This is a genomic window from Bradyrhizobium australafricanum, assembly GCF_020329495.1.
Taxonomy (GTDB): domain Bacteria; phylum Pseudomonadota; class Alphaproteobacteria; order Rhizobiales; family Xanthobacteraceae; genus Bradyrhizobium; species Bradyrhizobium australafricanum.
In genome coordinates, this window is sequence record NZ_JAGKJL010000038.1 from 57586 (window position 1) to 72781 (window position 15196).

Below are 15196 nucleotides of genomic sequence, written 5' to 3' on the forward strand. Positions count from 1 at the left end.
TCGCGCGCTCACTTGCTGGCGGTCAGATAGCGTTTGGAATCGGCGAGGATCACGTCGCGCACCGCCTGATGATACTTGATGTAGCCGGTGCAGCGGCACAGATGGCCGTCGAGCGCCTCCGCAATGACGCTCTCGAGCTGGTCCCGCGCCACAGGCGTCTTCGCCAGCCGTTCGAGCAGCACCTGGCCTTCGTTGAGGAAGCCGGCCGTGCAATAGCCGCACTGGAACGCGAAGTGGTCGATGAAGGCGCGCTGCAACGCCGAGAGTTCGCCGTCCCTGGCGTGGCCCTCGATGGTGCGGATCGCCTTGCCGTCGAAATTCGCGGCCGGCACCACGCAGGTCGGGGTGGTGTAGCTCGTGCCGTCGGGATTATCGATGATGACGGCACAGCTCAGGCATTGCGCGGCGCCGCAGCCGAACTTGGTGCCGGTCATCCCGAGCATTTCCCGAAGGAAATCGTTCATCGAGAGGTCGTCGCGGACCTCGATCGGGCCGTGCTTCTGGCCGTTGATGGTAAGGTTGAGCGTCGTCACGCCAGCGCTCCCTTGAGCAGGCTTGTTGTCACCGGCAGTGAGCGGAAGCGGTGACCGGTGGCGTCGTTGATGGCGTTGAGCAGCGCCGGCACGATCGGGATCATCACCACCTCGGCCATGCCCTTCGGCGGCTCGTCCGGCGTCAGCGGCGGCAGCATCTCGATCTCGAGATCGTGCAGCGGCAGGTCGGAGCCGCGCGCGATCAGGTACTGGCCGAGATTCCACTGCCCGTTGCCGGGGCCGCCTTCGAACGGCGGCAGGGTTTCCAGCAGGGCGTAGCCGACGCCCATCGCGAACCCGCCATGCGACTGGCCGAGCACCACTTCAGGCACCAGCGCCTGGCCGCATTCGAACACGCTGTAGGCCTTGGCGATGCGCAGGATTCCGGTCGCGCGCTCGATCTCGACGCGGACCAGCGTGCCGCACATCGAGGTGTAGGCGGTGCCGATCCGGTTGTTGTCGGTCGGCGGGAATTTCACGCTTGTTCGGTCGATCCGCTCGAACTGGCTTCGCCCGCGACGAACAGCGAGCGCGTCGATCTCGGCGCGATACTGTTCGCCGAACAGAGGGAAGCGGGCGCGCGACCAGGCCCAGCGCGAGAAGCTGTGCGCGACGGCGCCGGTGACGAAGCCGCGCGCATGCGCGGTCGCGGCAAGCTTCGGCAAGGGCAGCGGTGCGAGATCGTCGAGCACCAGCTGGCCATCCTTCCAGTGTGCCTTGTCCCATTGGCGAGCACGGGGATCGGCCTTGGCGATGTGCCAAAGCTCGAGCGCCGCCGGCCACAGGCCGAAGCGGAAGATGACGCGGGCCGCCTCGGCCGACGAGTGCGTGCCGACATGGGCGCCGATCGACGCGCTGGTCGCCGAGCTGATCGCGGGCACCCAGCGCGGGTTCCTCTCGGCGATATCCTGGGTCTTCTGATCCATCGTGTAGGGATCGCCCGAGGTAACGAGGCCAAGCGCGTCATAGCTGTCGACGCGGGAGACCGCGACCTCATCGGCGACGGCGCCGAGATGGCTCGCGACCCGGTTGGCGAGCGCGGTGCCGACGCCATTACCCATCTCGACATGGTCGCAGTGAATCGCGATCCGTCCTTCGGCATCGATCTCGACCCGGCCGAGCGAGCAATCCGCGCCCGAGCCGTAATCCTTGGTGACGCAGGCGACGCCGGTGCCGACCAGCCGCCCCTCCGGCGCCTTCTGCTTGAAGTCAGCGCGCTGCCGCCAGATCGGATGCTTCTCGAGCTTGTCGAGGATGTCTGATGTGCGCACCGACACGATGTAGGGATTGCCGGTCATGGTGCGGCCGTTCTGCTTCAGCGCATTGTTGCGCCGGAATGCGATCGGATCGACCTTGAGCTCGCTCGCCGCCTCGTCGATCAGGACTTCGAGCGCGGTCATGGTCTGCAGCGTGCCGTAGCCGCGCATCGAGCCTGCGGTGACGCCGCGCGAATGCAGCGCCACGGTGGTGACGTCGACTTTCGGGATGTCGTAGATACCGATCGCAGCGGTCGCGGCAACGACCGCGACATTGGCCGAGAAGTTGGCGAGCCCGCCGCCGTCGAGCACATGGTCGGCGGCAAATGCCGTGATCTTGCCGCTGGCGCGATCGATGCCGATCCGCGAGCGCATCTTGATCGGGTGGCGTTTGATGCCGCCCTGGAATTGCTGGTAGCGGTCCTGTGCCAGCCGCACCGGCCGGCCGGGGAAGAACATCGCCGCCAGCGCAACGTAGAGCACGAATGGTGTATGGTCGCGGCCGCCGAAGCCGCCGCCGACATGGGCGAACTGCGCGTTGATGTGCGTGGGCCGGAACGGCGCGCGGGCCTTGCCGAGCATGAAGGCGATCGACTCGGTCGCCTCATAGGGCGACTGCACGCCGAGCACCAGTTCGAGATTGCCGCTGTTGTCGCTGTACCAGGCGAGCCCGCTCTCCGGCTCGAGGAACATCGGATCGACCGACTGGGTCTCGAACTCGCGGTCGAGCACGAGCTGTGTCGGATCGTCCTTGGCGAGTTGGGCGCGGATCGCTTCGCCATGGGTTGCGGCCTTGGCGTAGTCGGCCTTGGTCTCCTTGGCGAGCGGCAGCCAGACCGGCAGCGCCGCGTTCTGGATGCGGCTCGGCGAAACCCAACCGGCCTGGATCGGCGAATAGACGTCGGGCGCATCAGGCGAGGCGCCCGCCACGCGCGTGAAGCGATACGCGCCGTAGTTCGGCAGGATGACCGGCCCGGTCTCGTCGCCGAATTTGACGAAGCCGCCGTCGCGCAGCGCGAGGCGCGCGCGGTCGAAGGCGTCGAACTGCTCGAAGATCAACAGCGCGACCGGTTGTCCGAGATAGAGCGGCGTCTTGCCGACCGGGCAGAACAGGTCGCCGGTGTAGAACTCCGGGACCCGCGTGCCGATCCGGTCGAGATCGGCAGCGGTTACGATAACCGACGGCTTTGCCGGACCATCGAGACGGGCGAGGTCGATGCCGGCATAGACATGCGTCGCGTCATCGGCGCGGACCAGGATGGCGTGCGCGGTGGTCGCGGGCCAGCCCGGCATGTCGGCGGCGCGGAAGTCGGACGCGTAGAGTTTTGCGCCGGTGACCTTGGCGACGCCGTCGACACGGCCGGCGCCCTTTTCCGCCGGGTTGAAATGGCCGCGGCCGGGCAGCGTCTCGCGGGTCGCGAAAGCCGGTTCCTTCGCCAGCGCCAGATGCGACAGGCTGACCGAGATGCCGCCTGCCGACAACCACTTCACGAATTCGCGTCGCGAAGGCCGCATGGTCTGATCTTTCATCGACACCTCGACGACGGCATATCGCGCCGGGGTTTAACAATTGGTGCAATACACGCGAAGGTATTGCGGCAAAGCGAGCGCAACCGCAACGCCGCAATAGGTCGTAGCTGCCTCACTTGTAGCTTTGGTCTCACTTCAGGTCGGCGATGGTGGCCGGTCCCGGACCCGGCGTGATCAGCGTCGGCCACTGCTTGGAACCGAACGGCACCAGCGGCGGCAGGAAGGCCGTCATGCCGCGCTTCTTGGTCTCGGCGATGATCGCCTCGCGCGCATCGCCCCCCATCAGCTCATAGTCCATCAGGTGATAGCTGCCGAAAAACAGCGCGCCGACCGAGCGGTCCGCGATGATCCGGGTCAGCGACTCCAGCATGTCCGACGGCGTGGTGGTGAAGGAGATCGTCTCGATCAGCATCAGGCGGCCGTTGATGGCGTCAGGTCCGAAGAACTGCGCCAGCACGCTGAAGATCACGTTGTTCTGCCGCGCCACATAGATCGTGTTGCTCGCGCCGTAGGTCTTGTCCCAGTCGGCGCCGAGCTGGGATTTCCAGTCGGCCATGACCGTCATCCAGTGCGCTACCTGGGTCTGCGCGGCCCAGGCGACGTTCCTGGCGAGCAGCGGCGCCTGCTTCTTGCCGAACGCCTCGAGCGTCGCGAAGGGGATTGCGCCGGCGGTGAGGCATTCATCCATGAAGGCGATGTTGTTCTTGAGGATGGCACGGTTGTTGTCGCGCCAGTCCGCCTGCATCGGCGTGGCATCGAGCCCGTCGAGCGCCGATTGCATCCGGCTGCGATAGGCCTGCATCGACCCGCGCCATGCCTTGTCGGCGGGATTGTTGACATAGGGGCCGACCACCTCGGCCAGCGCCATCGTGCTGTGGCCGACCGACTTCAGCAGCTGATAGACGATCGGCACCTGCGGCGCTTCGGTCGGCGGCTTGCCCGGCCGGTACAGGATCAGGCGGCCGCCGGCGCCGGAGAACAGCCCGAGGATCACAGGGTGTTTGTCGAGGATGTTCTTCTGGAAAATCCGCGCCGCATCGCCGTAGAGCTCGAACATGCCGGTGTTGAGCGCGAGCACGTCCTTGGTCGCGACATCGGCCGGCGTTGATAAGGTCTTACCGGAGATCGGCGGGCAGCGACTGCGCCAGGGCTGTGCCGCCGCTGCCGAGCAGCAGCGCCAGCGCGGCGGCCAGGCCAAAGCGATTGATCATGTGATGCTCCTCGAAGCCTCGCCTGTGTCGAGGCCGGGTGCGGCCGCGCGACCATTGGCGGAATGCGCAAATGCTGGACGCAATGAACTGGGAGAGTAGAGAATCTGCAGACCGGATCCCGCGTGACGCGGCACGACGCGGGCGGTGCCTACAGCTAAGCGACGAATCGGCCGCTGTCCACACCCGGACATTGCGGGCTTGCCTGCGCCAAAAGACGCAATGGTGCGGCGTTCGGCCTGGTGCTATGTGGCGAACAGAATCAATTTTATTTTTTGGATTTTTGCGTGCTCAACGGACTTTACAAGGTCGAGTACGGCATCAACGGCGCATTCGGCCGCAGCATCATGTGCATGCATGACGGCAAGATGCTGGGCGGCAATTCGGCCTTTGCCCATCTCGGCACCTATCAGGTGACGGAAGGCGAGATCGCCGCCGAGGTGATCACCGAGCGCCACAATGACGATCCGAATTTCAAGCCGCTGATGGGCGCCGACGTCACCGTCATCAAGGTGCGCGGTAGGAGCGAGGGTTCCACCATCCTGCTCGAGGGCAAGGCCGACGCCATGCCGGACGGCGTGTTCTGGGCGAATTTGGCGCCGCTCGACGACGAGGCCTTGCCGCCGCGCGGGGCGGTCGGTCCCGGCGGCATCGTCAACGGACTGTACTCGATCCATCTGCGCGCGCTCGACGGTGTCGATGCCGGGCTCACCGGGGTCATGCTGCTGATGGACGGCCGCATCCTCGGCGGCGATGCGTTCTTCTACTATCTCGGTTCGTATTCGTCAGCCGATGGCCGCTGGCGAGGCGAGATCGTCAACCAGGAGCATACGCCGGCGAAGGGCGAGTACCCGGTGTTCGGCGGTTATGAAGTCGGCATCGGTTTTGCCGGTTCGTGCCGTGCGGACGGTGCCGAACTCGAAGGCATCGCGCTGGCCGGCAAGCGCAGCCTTCGACTGTCCGCCGAATTGCGGCTGATGCGCCGCGCCTGACGAGAGCCCGTCAATCCTTGATCAGAAGCACGCCGCCGATGATCAGCGCGATGCCGGCCAGCCGTGAAACCGACACGGGGTGCTGCGCCAGCCCGAACAGGCCAAAATGGTCCATCGCGATGCCCGCGAGCATTTGACCCGCAACCACCAGTGCCAGCAGGGTCGCGGCGCCGAGCGGCGGCAGCAGCAGGATCATCAGCAGGATGAAGATGCCGCCGAGGACGCCGCCGCTCCAGGCCCACCACGGCACAGCCGTCACCAGCTTCCAGGACGGCACCGGCTCCCGCGTCGCGACCAGCACGACCGCCATCGCCACGAGCCCGCCGAGATAGCTGACGAGCCCGGCCCAGGCCGGCGAGTTGAGGGCGGACCTGAGATTGCCGTTCAGGACCTGCTGAACGGCGACGCAGATGCCGGCGCCGAGCGCGAGCAGATAGAGAAACCAGACTTGCATAAGATGCCCCAAAACCGATCGTCGAACCGCTTCATGTCATATTCGATTGGGAACGATCGTGGCATGCACGAAACGCGGCACGAACCTGCGGAATGGGCTTCCACCCACGTCCCAGATCGAATAAGAGGCCGCAAACCCTCAGTTCCCCAGTATTAGAGCATGATCCGCCTCGATAACGTCTCCAAGCAAGTCGGCCACCAGATCCTCTTCATCGAAGCTTCCGCTGCGCTCCAGAAGGGCGAGAAGATCGGCCTCGTCGGGCCGAACGGCGCCGGCAAGACCACGCTGTTCCGGATGATCTCGGGCCGGGAAATCCCGGACGAGGGCCAGGTCTCGCTCGATCGCGGCATTTCGATCGGCTATTTCAGCCAGGATGTCGGCGAGATGTCCGGCCGCAGCGCGGTCGCCGAGGTGATGGATGGGGCAGGGCCCGTCAGCGTGGTCGCGGCCGAGCTCAGGGAACTCGAGGCCGCAATGGCCGACCCCGACAAGGCCGACGAGATGGATGACATCATCGCGCGCTATGGCGAGGTGCAGCATCAGTTCGAGGAGCTCGACGGCTACGCGCTCGACGGCCGCGCGCGCGAGGCGCTGGCGGGTCTCGGCTTCAGCCAGGAGATGATGGACGGTGACGTCGGCAAACTCTCCGGCGGCTGGAAGATGCGGGTGGCGCTGGCGCGCATCCTCTTGATGCGTCCGGACGTCATGCTGCTCGACGAGCCGAGCAACCATCTCGATCTCGAAAGCCTGATCTGGCTCGAGCAGTTCCTGAAGGGTTATGAGGGCGCGCTCTTGATGACCTCGCATGACCGCGAGTTCATCAACCGGATCATCAACAAGGTGGTCGAGATCGACGCCGGCCAGCTCACCACCTATTCCGGCAATTACGAGTTCTACGAACAGCAGCGCGCGCTCTCCGACAAGCAGCAGCAGGCGCAGTTCGAGCGGCAGCAGGCGATGCTCGCCAAGGAGATCAAGTTCATCGAGCGCTTCAAGGCGCGCGCCTCGCACGCGGCCCAGGTGCAGAGCCGGGTGAAGAAGCTCGACAAGATCGAGCGGGTCGAGCCGCCGCGGCGACGGCAGACCGTAGCGTTCGAATTCCAGTCGGCGCCGCGCTCGGGCGAGGATGTCGTCAGCCTGAAGAATGTCCACAAGGCCTATGGCAGCAAGCGCATTTATGACGGCCTCGACTTCATGATCCGTCGCAAGGAGCGCTGGTGCGTGATGGGCATCAACGGTGCCGGCAAGTCGACGCTCCTGAAGCTGGTCGCCGGTTCAACCGAGCCCGACGACGGCGCGGTCGCGGTCGGCGGCAGCGTCAAGATGGGCTATTTCGCCCAGCATGCGATGGATCTGCTCGATGGCGAGCGCACCGTGTTCCAGTCGCTGGAGGACGCGTTTCCGCAGGCTGGGCAGGGCAGCCTTCGCGCGCTGGCCGGCTGCTTCGGCTTCTCCGGCGACGACGTCGAGAAGAAGTGCCGGGTGCTCTCGGGCGGCGAGAAGGCGCGGCTCGTCATGGCGAAGATGCTGTTCGATCCGCCGAACTTCCTGGTGCTCGACGAGCCGACTAACCATCTCGATCTCGCCACCAAGGAGATGCTGATATCAGCGCTCTCCGAGTTCGAGGGCACGATGCTGTTCGTCTCGCACGACCGGCATTTCCTCGCCGCGCTTTCCAACCGCGTGCTGGAGCTGACCCCCGACGGCATCCACCAATATGGCGGCGGCTACACTGAATATGTCGCGCGTACCGGCCAGGAAGCGCCGGGACTGCGGAGCTAGCTCAAGCTCTCCACCGCGCGCAAAACGCCTCGACATCGCCCGATTGGAATTCCGGCAGGCGCTCCCAGATGGTCTCAGGCGGCCAGTTCCACCAGGCGATCTGCAATAGCTCGGCTGCGATCTTGCGGTTGAACCGCTCCTTGATCGGCCGGGCCGGCACGCCGCCGACGATGGTGTAGGGCGCGACATCGCGCGAGACCACGGCGCCGGCCGCCAGCACCGCGCCGTCTCCGACGGTGACGCCGGGCAGCACGATCACGCCGTGGCCGATCCAGACGTCGTTACCGATCACGACGCGATCCGCGCGTCGGCTCCTGAAGAAGTCATGATCGCGCTCGGCTGAGGCGGTGTAATATTCCGGACAATAGGTGAAGCGATGCTGGGAGGGGCGCTCGAGCGGATGATTGGGCGCGCCGATCCGGACCTGCGCCGCGATCGCGCAGAAGCGGCCGATCACGGCGTCGGCGACGATGCAGCCGCTGCCGAGATAGGAGTAGTCGCCAAGCTCGGTGTATTCGATCGCGGTGTCGCCGAGAACCTCACAGCAACGTCCGACCCTGACCTCGCGCAGCTTGACCGTCGGCTCGATGACGGTTTCGGCGATCTTGGGGCGGGTCAGGCTCGGTGCGTTCATAGCGTTGTCCTCGATGCGACGAGCCGCTTCAGTCGCACAATTTCTATGACGGAGAGATGACAGGAGGAGGCCGGATCTAACGCCCGGCGAGGCGGGCGATGGTCTCGATTTCGTTGGTCCAGATCCCGCCGGAATAGCTTTCGGGCAGGCGCCGGAACAGGTCGGCATCGTCGACCCCGGTCGAGAATTCGCCGCCCTGATAAGGCCCGAGCACGAAGACCGCGCTGTTGGCCGCGGCCATGCGGTTGAGGAAGCGGTCCGGCCATCCCCATAGCCAGGGCGCGTAGTTGATCGGCACCAGCACGATGGCGTTGCGGCAGGCATCAGGCACGATGCCGGTCCAGCCATAGCCGATATAGCGGACGAGGCATCTCTTGAGCGTCGCGCGCGAAATGGTTCGGGTCTCCGGCGCAAGCCGCCGGATCGTCTCGATCGGCTCGTCGCCGCCATAAACCATGATCAGCTTGCGCCGTTCGGCGGCGAGCCGGTTCAAGACCGTTGCGAGCTTCTCGCCTTCGGAGGGATCGCGGCTCTTGACGTTGATCAGGAGCCGGCGATCCGGAAAGGTCTTAAGCACCTCGTCCAGCGACGGCATCAGGCCGATGCCCTTGCCGCGGAACGGGAAGGTCTTGCCGCCATCGGCCGTGTAGCCATAGCCGATATCGAGCATCTTCAGCCGCGCCATCGGCTGTTCGCGGGTGACGCCCTGGCCATCGGTGCGGCAATCGACGGTCCAGTCGTGAAACACCGCGAACTCGCCGTCGGTCGTCGGATGGACGTCGAGCTCGACGATATCGGCGCCGCGCTCGAAGCTCGCCCGCATCGAGCGGATCGTGTTCTCGAGATAGTCATGGGTCGGCGGCAGCATGCGCGCCGCGGTGCAGGTGTCGTTCTTGAGGTCGCGCTCGTCGAAGCGCTGCGCCATGCCGCGATGGGCGAGCAGCACCGGCTTGCCGCCGGCATGCGTTGCGAGAAGGCTCGTGTTGTTGAGGTAGATTGCGGCGGCGACGGCAACGATCGCCGCTGCCGCGTATTTCAGTTTCCTGCCCAAGCGACTCGGTTCCTTGCTGGATCGCCGGCCCGGGTAGGGGTGCTTTCTGGTCGATTTGCGGCGGCCTAATCCTTCAAGCCGTCGATTGCGGCAATCGCCCGCACCATCGCGTCCTGGAGCGCCGCGCTGTTGGCGGGATTCGACTGGCGGCGACGGCCGGGATCGTCGAAATCGTGGGTGGCACCCGGATAAACCACGACGTCGATCTTGCTGCCGGCAGCAACGGAGCGGCTGGCGACGTCCCGGCAGCGGTCGGGCGATACTTCCTCGTCGTCCGTGCCGAGCAACATCGTGATCGGTGCTGCCGAGCTGAGCGTCTGCGCCAGCAGCGCGGCCGGCCCGCAGCCCGGATAGAACACGAGCGCGGCGCGATAGCCCGACGTCGCGCCTTGCCGCTGCATCACGTTCAGCGCGGTGCTGCCGCCGTTCGACCATCCCTGCAGGAAGATGCGGTTGCCGCTGATCTCCTGCTGGCTGCGCAGCCAGCTCAGCGCGCCCTCGGCGTCGAGCGGCCGCACGGTCCTTTCATTGACGTCGCTGCGATCAGGATCGTCATGCGTGAAGCGGCCGAAGCCGTGCGCCTTGCCGCGCGGCCCAAAACTGTCCGGCAGCAGCGCGAAATAGCCGTGGTCGGCCCAATACTGTCCCCACATCGCGTGGCGCTTGGACAGGCTGCCGGCATTGCAGGCCGCCGACGGATTGGTCCGCGACACCAGCGTGCAGTCCTTGTTGACGTTGATCGAATAGGGGCCGCCGCGGCCGTGCAGCAGCACGATCGCGGGGTGCGGACCCGGTGTTTGCGACCTGAACAGGTAGCCGACGATCTCGGTCTTGCCGTCGGCGCTCGGAAAGAAAACGGTGTCGGGCGCGGCTGCCGCCGCTGTCGGCAATGTCGTGAGCATCAGGAGGACGATCGGAATCGCGCAATGGGTCATTCCCGCAGCATGAGCAGGATTTCGGATGAATTGCGGCATGGTTGTTTCCTTCCAGCAATGCAAAGCCGCATGGCGCGCTGCACGGCGCTCGGCTTGTGAGGCCGGGTGCCGCCCGCTACGCTTTACAAAAAACCGGGAGCGAAACAACCATGAAGCAGATCAGGATCGGCGACATCACGATCGACGCGGTGATCGAGCGCGAAGGACCGTGGCGGCGGCCGCAGGATTTCTTCCCGACTTACAACGACGATGTGTTCAAGCATCATCTGAAGACGATGGAGCCGGAGGTCTTCGATGCCGCGCGCGGCAGGATGGTGATCACCTATCAGACCTTCGTGGTGCGGACGCCGCGCTACACCATCCTGGTCGATACCTGCACCGGCGAGGACAAGGGCCACCCGCCGCCGTTCGACTTCCCGGGCAAGGAGCGCTGGCGCAACGAGCTGTTCGCGCTCGGCATCTCCTATGAGCAGATCGATTATGTGTTCTGCACCCATCTGCACATCGACCACACCGGCTGGAACACGACGCTGCGCGACGGGCGCTGGGTGCCGACCTTCCCGAACGCGAAATACGTCTTCCACAAGGGCGAGTATGCGGCTTGGGAGGCCGAGAACGCCAAGGGCGCCAATCCGCCCGGCACGGTGTTCCGCGACAATTGCCTGCCGATCGTCGAGGCCGGGCAGGCGCTCCTGGTCGATGACGACTACGCGCTCGACGACACCGTGACACTGACGCCGACCCCGGGCCATTCGCCCTGCCATTGCTGCGTCAACATCTTCTCGAAGGGGCAGCGCGCGGTGGTCGCGGGCGACCTGATGCACCATGCGATCCAGTGCCGCGAACCGGAATGGTCGGCCAAGCCCGATTGGGACCCTAAGCAGTCGGCACTATCGCGGCGGAAGTTTTTTGCGTCCGTTGCCGAAACCGACACGCTGATCCTGCCGATCCATTTTCCGGCCCCGACGGTCGGCCTGATCAAGGCGGATGGCGATCGCTTCGACTATCGCTTCAAGCGGGAGTAGGCGCGCGACAGTCGGTAGCTCAAGGTCACCGCGCTGCGCGGGTCCGGCGCGGGACCTGGGTCAGAAACCGTTCCAGATCGGCGCACAGGCGATGCGCCATTTCCTCGTCGATCGCAAACGTCGCGACGGTGCCGGCGCAGTCGATCTCGATGGTCCCGCGCAACGGTGAGGCGGAGGCGGTCGATACCCTGATGTTGGTCGCTCTCTGTACGGTCATGTCGTCAACTTCCCTTCGGGCCGGTTGCGCCAATCCTCATTTTGCAATCCTCACCTTGGAATGACGGGGCGTCCCTTTCGCCGTCTCTCTTCGATGAACCTCACGCCGATCTCGGCACCGTCGACGCGAACCAGCTCGCAGCGGCGGAAGGCCAGTCCACGCGAGGACAGCACCAGGAAGAACTCCTGGGCCTTCAGCACATCGAGCGATCCGTCGACCTCGAGCCGGGCCCCGCTCTGCGAGACGTCGAGCAGGATGCAACTCCGCCGCCATGTGCCGTCGACACCCATGAGGTTGACGGGATAGCGCGTCTCGAGCCTCACGCGTTCCGCCCTGCGGTCACCATACGTCATTGCATCACTCACACTGCCTGGGAGCGCTTCGCGGTCAGCTCGCTAAGCGAACCAAACCGGATCGTGCGCTGCGCGTTGGATAGCGCCAGTCCTTCAAACATGTCCCGTGCGCGCTGCAGCTCATCGGGTGCAACCGTCAGCCCGGCCTTCCGGTAGCTGACGATGGCAGCCGTCGTGTTCCAGTTCAGTCGCGATGCGCGGCAGGCGATCACGAGTCCGCTGATGTCGGCGGCTTCTATCAGCGGTGCGATCGTCTCGATCGGAACGGTTGCGAGCTGCGCCAGCGCCGCAACGACGTTGCGGACCTCTCGCCTGATCGCGAAACGGTTGACGCTGGAATCGTTCAACTGCCCCGTTCTGTTCAAGGCCAGCACGGTGGCCCGCGCCTCCGCATAGTCGATTGTGGCTGGTGGGGTTGCGGAGGCGCGGGCTGCGCTGGCATCGATCGCAGCGCGGATCGCGTCCTGAATGTCGGGGCGTGCGCGTTTGAGCAGCCGGGCCTGTTGGCGCGGCGTTGATCGCATCACGAGGTCGACAAGAACGCGATGGGGCAGGTCGCTGCGCGATATCAGCGCGTCGGCGATGTCGTCGTCGCGCTCGGCGGCATCGACCATCATGGCGAGGCCTGCGCTGGTCATATCAGCGCCGGGATTGCGCGCGAGGACTCGAAGCACGCTGCTGTCGCCGCGCATCAGGAGAATGTCCGTGAGCTCCGCATTGACGGCCTTGCGTCCTGCAATCGCGCAGAGGTGTCCCTCGGCCCGCATCCAGGCGATGTCGATCAGGTCGGCATCGGGGAGGCATTCGCATTTGCGCAAGATCGGAGCGGCGACGTCGGCGTCGTCGTGGTTGGCCAGGCGGCGCGCGAGTTCCCGCGGCACCAGGCGCAAATCGGCAAGCGAGCGGCTGAGCGTGGTCAGGGTCCGCAGTTCGACGCTCTCGGTCAGGCGAACCAGGATGCCGTCGAACATCTCGACGTGGTGCGCGCTGAGGCGGTGAGCGTCTTCGAGAAACAACCCGGTCACCTCCTGCAGCATGCGCGTGCGGAGGTCGGGCGAGCCAGCTTTCAAGACATGGTCGAGTTTGGCAATAAGATCGGGCGAGGCAATAACTGTCATTGCGGTCTCTAAAATGGTCCGCGACGAGGAACATCATCGTTCCCGATGCCAATTTGCTCCTCGAATCTTTAATAGGGGTATAGAAATTGATGGGGAGGGCCGATCGCGGCGGTGGATATCCCGCCAAAGACTATCGAAATTCGGCAGCCGCGTTACATTGCCGGATTGTCCGGTTCGACGAACGGACCGCATTTTTCCTGATTGAACCTATTGGACGATTCGCATTTTGTGCATGGAATTTATTGATGCGGCCGGCGCGCAAGGCGCCGCGTCGCGCGCAATTTTTCAAGAGCATTTCACGGGAGCGGTCATTTGACGGCGCCATTACCGGTGCCGAGAGTCTTTCGTTTTGACGATGTTGATGCATTCCGGAGTTCGATCCGAAATCTGGATGTTGATTTCACGCCACTTGCGCGGAAGATTTCGGCCGAGCAGGTCATCCTGAGTTTGCCGGGATGCGAGCTCAACTACACGCAGTCCTTTCCGCGGATCGTCGACGCACAGCTTGCGCCGCACACCACTGCGGTCGGCTTCACGATGGATGACGGGGTCCCGATCCGCTTCAACGGCGTCGAGCGCGATCGCGCGGTCATTGTGCTCGGTGGCGGCGGCGCGTTCTACTCGTCGGTGGAGGAGACGCCCCGCCAATATGCCTCGGTGATGTTTACGCCGGAGATTGTCGACCGTGGCTGGCCGCAGGCGGGTCTTCATTTCAGCATTCACGAAATTTCTCAACCCGCGCAGGATCGGCTGCGTGAAGTGGTAAGGCATATCCTGCTCGTGACCTCGCAGCCGACCGATGATGCCCCGTTCGCCAGCGGCGAGTCGATCAAGGAGACGCTGCTTGCGGCGATCGACAACGCCTTCGCCGAGATCGTACCGGCCAAGTGGACGACGCGGGCCAACACGACGCGCCAGTTCAAGGTCTTCAACGACGCGCGCGCAATTCTGGCAGGCGACGTGGCGCACCCGATCTACAGCGGCGAACTCGCCAGGCAGATCGGCGTGTCGGTGCGCACGCTGCATGACGCCATCCAGCGCTACCGGGGCGTCAGCCTGCATCGCTATTTGCGGTTGCGCCGGCTCTGGCTGGTGCGCCAGCAACTGCTGGCCGGTGCGCCGAGCGTCAAGACGTGCGCGCTGGCCTACGGATTTTGGCACTTAAGCGATTTTTCGCGCAGCTATCGGTCGCAGTTCGGAGAAGCGCCATCGGAGACACTGGCCGCCTCGCGCCGTCCGGGCGCCACCCGCGCCGATCCGTCCCGCAGACACGGTTCGTAACCATCGATCTGAACGGAATCTTAACGGCCGCCGACGAGCCTGTGGGTACGATTTCACCAGAGGCGGCCTGATGCATCCCCGGAGATTTGCGCGTGTTCGTCCGAGCGGATGCGTATCCAGCGTGGTCAAGCTCCAGCTTGAACCGAAGGCGCCGCTGATCGAATGCCGGCTGGTGGACTATTCCGCCGGCGGAGCGTGCCTGGAATTTGCCAAGCCGACCCAATTGCCGGAGCGTTTCGAAATGTTTCACGGCAACACCAGGAAGCGTTGCCGGCGGGTCTGGAGCAGGGGCGTGCGGGTCGGCGTCTCGTTCTGAGGGCGCCCGCCGATCAGGGGCGATTCACCGGCCAATAGCGTTTCGGGCCGCGCCCTGCGCGACCCGATGGTTTGTCCCGATTGAAGTCTGTCCCGATGACGGGTGAAAAGGCGTCGGCGAGGGGCTCAGGCGCCGCTCTGGCACTTCTTCATGAACGAGGTTTTGGCCGCGCCGGCGAGCTTCTTGCCGTCGGAGCCGACCGCCTTGGTCTCGCAGGCATCCGTCGTGCACTTCTTCATGAACGAGGTCTTGGCCGCGCCGGCCAGCGGCTTGCCATCCTTGCCGACGGCTTTCGTCTCGCAGGAGGCGTCCTGTGCAAATGCCGAACCGGCGGCAAAGGTCGCGATCACGGCCGCCAAGAAAATCCGCTTCATCTGGGTTCTCCCTAAACCAAACCAGTGGCCGGATTGGATACGGGATTCTTGGCCCGATCAAGTTCCCATGGCCGATTTTGTCGATAAAATACCCCGATCAGATCAAGGAAATTCCGCGTGCAGCGCGGAACAAAATC

The 15196-nt window shown here is 64.8% G+C and carries 17 protein-coding genes; 5 read left to right on the forward strand and 12 right to left on the reverse strand.

Going from position 1 to position 15196, the window contains the following annotated elements; genetic code table 11:
• Positions 1-8 precede the first annotated feature (8 nt).
• From J6525_RS29080 to J6525_RS29090, 3 genes are all read right to left on the reverse strand, one after another.
• Entirely contained in the window at positions 9-533 is a 525-nt protein-coding gene (locus J6525_RS29080) for a (2Fe-2S)-binding protein (RefSeq protein ID WP_225647207.1), read from the reverse strand.
• Positions 530-3304 carry a xanthine dehydrogenase family protein molybdopterin-binding subunit gene (locus J6525_RS29085; protein WP_225647229.1) on the reverse strand — a complete coding sequence of 925 codons (2775 nt, stop codon included), beginning with the start codon at positions 3302-3304 and terminating at the stop codon, positions 530-532. Before J6525_RS29085 ends, J6525_RS29080 begins: the two co-directional genes overlap by 4 nt.
• Before the next feature lie 145 nt (positions 3305-3449).
• A complete protein-coding gene (locus J6525_RS29090) occupies positions 3450-4397 on the reverse strand; it encodes a hypothetical protein (RefSeq protein WP_225647208.1) in 948 nt (315 codons plus the stop codon).
• 417 nt (positions 4398-4814) lie between these two features.
• Between J6525_RS29090 and J6525_RS29095 the strand changes: the two genes are divergently transcribed.
• The gene (locus J6525_RS29095) at positions 4815-5519 is read left to right on the forward strand and encodes a GrlR family regulatory protein (protein WP_092086343.1); all 705 of its coding nucleotides are present in this window, start codon (positions 4815-4817) and stop codon (positions 5517-5519) included.
• Positions 5520-5529: 10 nt separating this feature from the next.
• On the opposite strand, the gene J6525_RS29100 is transcribed toward J6525_RS29095, so the two are convergent.
• Positions 5530-5973: a DMT family transporter gene (locus tag J6525_RS29100; protein WP_225647209.1), complete on the reverse strand. Its 444-nt coding sequence runs from the start codon at positions 5971-5973 to the stop codon at positions 5530-5532.
• Between the two features lie 159 nt (positions 5974-6132).
• Between J6525_RS29100 and J6525_RS29105 the strand changes: the two genes are divergently transcribed.
• Positions 6133-7755, forward strand: a complete 1623-nt coding sequence (locus tag J6525_RS29105) for an ABC-F family ATP-binding cassette domain-containing protein (protein ID WP_225647210.1) — start codon at positions 6133-6135, stop codon at positions 7753-7755.
• A gap of 1 nt (position 7756) precedes the next feature.
• Here the strand turns inward: J6525_RS29105 and J6525_RS29110 are convergent, their stop codons facing one another.
• From J6525_RS29110 to J6525_RS29120, 3 genes are all read right to left on the reverse strand, one after another.
• The gene (locus J6525_RS29110; RefSeq protein WP_225647211.1) at positions 7757-8389 is read right to left on the reverse strand and encodes a DapH/DapD/GlmU-related protein; all 633 of its coding nucleotides are present in this window, start codon (positions 8387-8389) and stop codon (positions 7757-7759) included.
• 76 nt (positions 8390-8465) lie between these two features.
• On the reverse strand, positions 8466-9440 hold the full coding sequence (locus J6525_RS29115; RefSeq protein ID WP_092086334.1) for a glycerophosphodiester phosphodiesterase family protein: 975 nt from the start codon (positions 9438-9440) through the stop codon (positions 8466-8468).
• A gap of 65 nt (positions 9441-9505) precedes the next feature.
• The gene (locus J6525_RS29120) at positions 9506-10414 is read right to left on the reverse strand and encodes a dienelactone hydrolase family protein (protein ID WP_225647212.1); all 909 of its coding nucleotides are present in this window, start codon (positions 10412-10414) and stop codon (positions 9506-9508) included.
• Between the two features lie 110 nt (positions 10415-10524).
• Here J6525_RS29120 and J6525_RS29125 point away from each other — a divergent pair, with 110 nt between their 5' ends.
• Positions 10525-11400, forward strand: a complete 876-nt coding sequence (locus J6525_RS29125; protein WP_225647213.1) for an MBL fold metallo-hydrolase — start codon at positions 10525-10527, stop codon at positions 11398-11400.
• 25 nt (positions 11401-11425) lie between these two features.
• On the opposite strand, the gene J6525_RS29130 is transcribed toward J6525_RS29125, so the two are convergent.
• The 4 genes from J6525_RS29130 to J6525_RS47300 form a co-directional block, all read right to left on the reverse strand.
• The gene (locus J6525_RS29130) at positions 11426-11617 is read right to left on the reverse strand and encodes a hypothetical protein (protein ID WP_092086328.1); all 192 of its coding nucleotides are present in this window, start codon (positions 11615-11617) and stop codon (positions 11426-11428) included.
• A 50-nt stretch (positions 11618-11667) separates the two neighbouring features.
• A complete protein-coding gene (locus tag J6525_RS29135; RefSeq protein WP_057019938.1) occupies positions 11668-11970 on the reverse strand; it encodes a PilZ domain-containing protein in 303 nt (100 codons plus the stop codon).
• Between the two features lie 8 nt (positions 11971-11978).
• Positions 11979-13088: a DUF2336 domain-containing protein gene (locus J6525_RS29140; RefSeq protein ID WP_225647214.1), complete on the reverse strand. Its 1110-nt coding sequence runs from the start codon at positions 13086-13088 to the stop codon at positions 11979-11981.
• Between the two features lie 324 nt (positions 13089-13412).
• A complete protein-coding gene (locus J6525_RS47300; protein WP_312009916.1) occupies positions 13413-13736 on the reverse strand; it encodes a hypothetical protein in 324 nt (107 codons plus the stop codon).
• A 12-nt stretch (positions 13737-13748) separates the two neighbouring features.
• On the opposite strand from J6525_RS47300, the gene J6525_RS47305 reads away from it, so the two are divergent.
• Positions 13749-14369: a helix-turn-helix domain-containing protein gene (locus J6525_RS47305; RefSeq protein ID WP_312009917.1), complete on the forward strand. Its 621-nt coding sequence runs from the start codon at positions 13749-13751 to the stop codon at positions 14367-14369.
• A 70-nt stretch (positions 14370-14439) separates the two neighbouring features.
• Complete coding sequence (locus J6525_RS29150; RefSeq protein ID WP_076832093.1) at positions 14440-14685, forward strand: hypothetical protein; 246 nt, start codon at positions 14440-14442, stop codon at positions 14683-14685.
• A 125-nt stretch (positions 14686-14810) separates the two neighbouring features.
• Here J6525_RS29150 and J6525_RS29155 read toward each other — a convergent pair whose 3' ends face one another.
• Positions 14811-15059, reverse strand: a complete 249-nt coding sequence (locus J6525_RS29155) for a hypothetical protein (RefSeq protein WP_021079659.1) — start codon at positions 15057-15059, stop codon at positions 14811-14813.
• Positions 15060-15196: the final 137 nt, after the last annotated feature.